Source organism: Mesorhizobium sp. M2C.T.Ca.TU.002.02.1.1, assembly GCF_003997225.1.
Genome location: NZ_RZTO01000819.1, coordinates 1 through 2,669, shown reverse-complemented (window position 1 = coordinate 2,669; position 2,669 = coordinate 1). Strand labels below are relative to the sequence as shown.

Genomic DNA, 2,669 nt, shown 5'->3' with positions numbered 1-2,669 from the left:
GTCTCGCGGGTCGGCGTCGCGCCGCCGGTCTTGGTCGCCTTGATCTGTTCGGCCCAGTCTGACGGCAATTGCGGCGCCAGAAAGCGGCCGAGATCGCGCACGGTGACGTCGAGCAGGCCCTTGGCGAAGTCGCGCGTGGTGTTGCAGCCGTTGAAGCGGGCACGCATGGCGTCGGCCTCGCGCTTGCGTTTGGCGAGCGTGGCGGCGCGCTCCGATGCCGGCACCACGAAGATCACCTGCTGCAGCATATATTCCGTCGCCGTCGGCTTGGCGCCGCCCTTGTCGAGCATGCGCCGCACGGCGTCCTGCTCGGTTACCGAGCCGCCTTCGCCGGAGCGGTAGCGTGCGCTGAGCGCCTGGTTCCAGGCCATCTGGGCGCGGATGAATTCCTTGAAATGCTCCTTGGTGACGCCCGATTGCGCCATGATCGCGTCCAGTCTCGCCAGCGGCATCTTGTTGCCTGAGGCGAAGCGCTGGTAGGCAGCGTCGACCTGCTGATCGGAGATGCGGATGCCGAGTCGCTTGGCTTCGGCCAGCCGCAGCGTCTGGTCGATCATCTCCTCCTTGGCATCGCCCTTCTTGTGCTGCAGCTTGAAGAAGGCGGTGCGGTGCGCGATGTCGCCGGAGGTGATCGGTATGCCGTTGACGACATACTTGATCTCAGCGGCGAAAGCAGGCTGCACGGCAGCCGTGACCGAAACCGAGGCCGCCGCCACCAGAAGCGCCAATCCCGCTGAAAACAGGTATTTCCTCATCTTACCTTCCCGATCTTTCCCCACCATGACGGCGCCGCGCGTCCTCCGAACGCCTGCGCCATGCAGTCGACCCCATGCCCGTCCTATGCGGCGAAACGATGTCGCCGACGCATGGCCCTGAGAATCAGGCCCATTCTCGAAGGATCACGCTCCAAATCAAGACCAAAGCCCCATCGGCGCGCGGGCCTGCCGCTTGGTCACTGGATGGTATCGACCGCGCTTGTTGACGAACCGAAATCGCCGAGCGTGCGGAACGACAGGTTGAAACCGATGTTCTGCGACACTTCCTTGGTGACGGTGTCACGCGTCTGCGAATACGTCATGATGTAGGTGAAGCAGGAATCGTTATAGGCGAAGCCGACACCGTCCTTGACCAGCACATTTGTCTGGAGGTCGTAGGTGCCCGTGCCGAACAGCCGCCAATTCTGCGCCAGATGCGTCGAGGCGCCCAGCGTGAGTTCGTGGCGGTCGGTGGTGAAGCCATAAAGCGGCTGCGCCTCGATGAAGGCATATTTGGCGCTGAGCGATATCGGCAGGCTGGAATAGGCTGCCTTCACTTCGGCGCGCCTGACCTCCCAGGTCTGCTCGTCGAAACGACCGCTCAGCGAGCCGGAGAAACCGCTCGGGCTGTTGAAGCCTACGAGGCCGACATAGTCCGAGGTCCGCTTGTCCAGGCCGGACTCTGCCCCGGCGTTGACGAGATCCGGTGCGGCAAAGGAGTTTTCGCCGGCGAGCTGGTAGGACTGGCCGAAGATGGCGTTCGTGGCCCAGCCATTGTCATAGGCGCCCGAGTACCTGAAGCCGACATTGGCGCGCGTGCCGCCTTCGATCCGGTCATAGCCGGAAAATTTATCGCGCTCGAACAGCGTCGTGGCGTCGAAGACGAAGCTCTGCGCGTCTTCGTTGGGGATGGCCAGTCCGCCGACATATTGTTCGTTCGGACGCACGAAGACCTGCGCGGTCGGCTCCAGGATGTGGCTGGAGCTAGGCATCGAGAACAGGAGCGGCCAACGCGCCTCGAGGCCGAGGGTGGCCATGTAGCGGGCGAGCGAGGAGCGCATGTCGACGTCTTCGCCCAGATTCGATCCCATCTGGTTGACGGCGGCGAGCGAAGCCGAATTGGCGTTGACGTAGCCGGCGTCGCCGCGGAAGGCGAGCAGTGGCGTCAGCTGCAGGCCGCCATCGGTGGTGAAGGTGCGCTTCCACTCGGCTTCCGCGCTCAGCCGGCTGGATTCGCCTTCGATGCCGCGCACATTGTTGATGGAAGTGTCATCGATCGGATTGGCCAGCACGGCGTCCAGCCGGTTGCGGCTGATCACGCGCGCGTTGACGTTGAACGACAACTGGCCCCCGGCCACCGAGGTGTCGGGGATATAGGCGTAGTCGAACGACGGCAGCACCCAGGGCTGCTTGGCGGAGCGCGACGTCGGATCGCTGGAGAGCGTGTCTTCCTGCACCTCGAAGCGCATGGCGCGAACGTCGAAATAATTGCGGTCGCTCAAGCCCGTCAGATAGATCGACGACTGGTGGACGAGGTCGCTATAGCCGTCGATGTTGTAGGTGCGCGAGAATTCCTTGTCGGTCTGCAGCAGCACGTCCCAGCCGAAATTCCAGCGCTCGTTGATGGCGAACTGGCCCTTGGTGCCCATCATGCCGCGGAACTTGTTCGGATCGCCGGGTTCGCCGGAATTCACATTGTGGACGCCGGAATCGATGAACGCATTGGGATCCTGCTGATTGATGCCGGCGATCTTCAGCGTGTACTGGCCGTTGTTGAAACGCTGGCGCCACTCGGCCTCGCCGAGGAAACCCTGCTTGGTATAGCCGCTGCCGGTGACGGTCAGGTCATAGGTCGGGGACAGGGCGAAATAATAGGGGACTTTGACGCCGACGCCGAGATGGTTGTTATAGACG

At 63.0% G+C, this 2,669-nt stretch carries 2 protein-coding genes; both read right to left on the bottom strand.

Annotated elements, in window-relative coordinates:
* The coding region (locus tag EOD07_RS29890; RefSeq protein WP_164772671.1) for a peptidylprolyl isomerase at window positions 1-755 on the bottom strand (755 nt) is incomplete at its 3' end.
* A 197-nt stretch (window positions 756-952) separates the two neighbouring features.
* Window positions 953-2,669: LPS-assembly protein LptD (locus EOD07_RS29885; RefSeq protein WP_164772670.1), on the bottom strand; the 1,717-nt coding region annotated here is incomplete at its 5' end.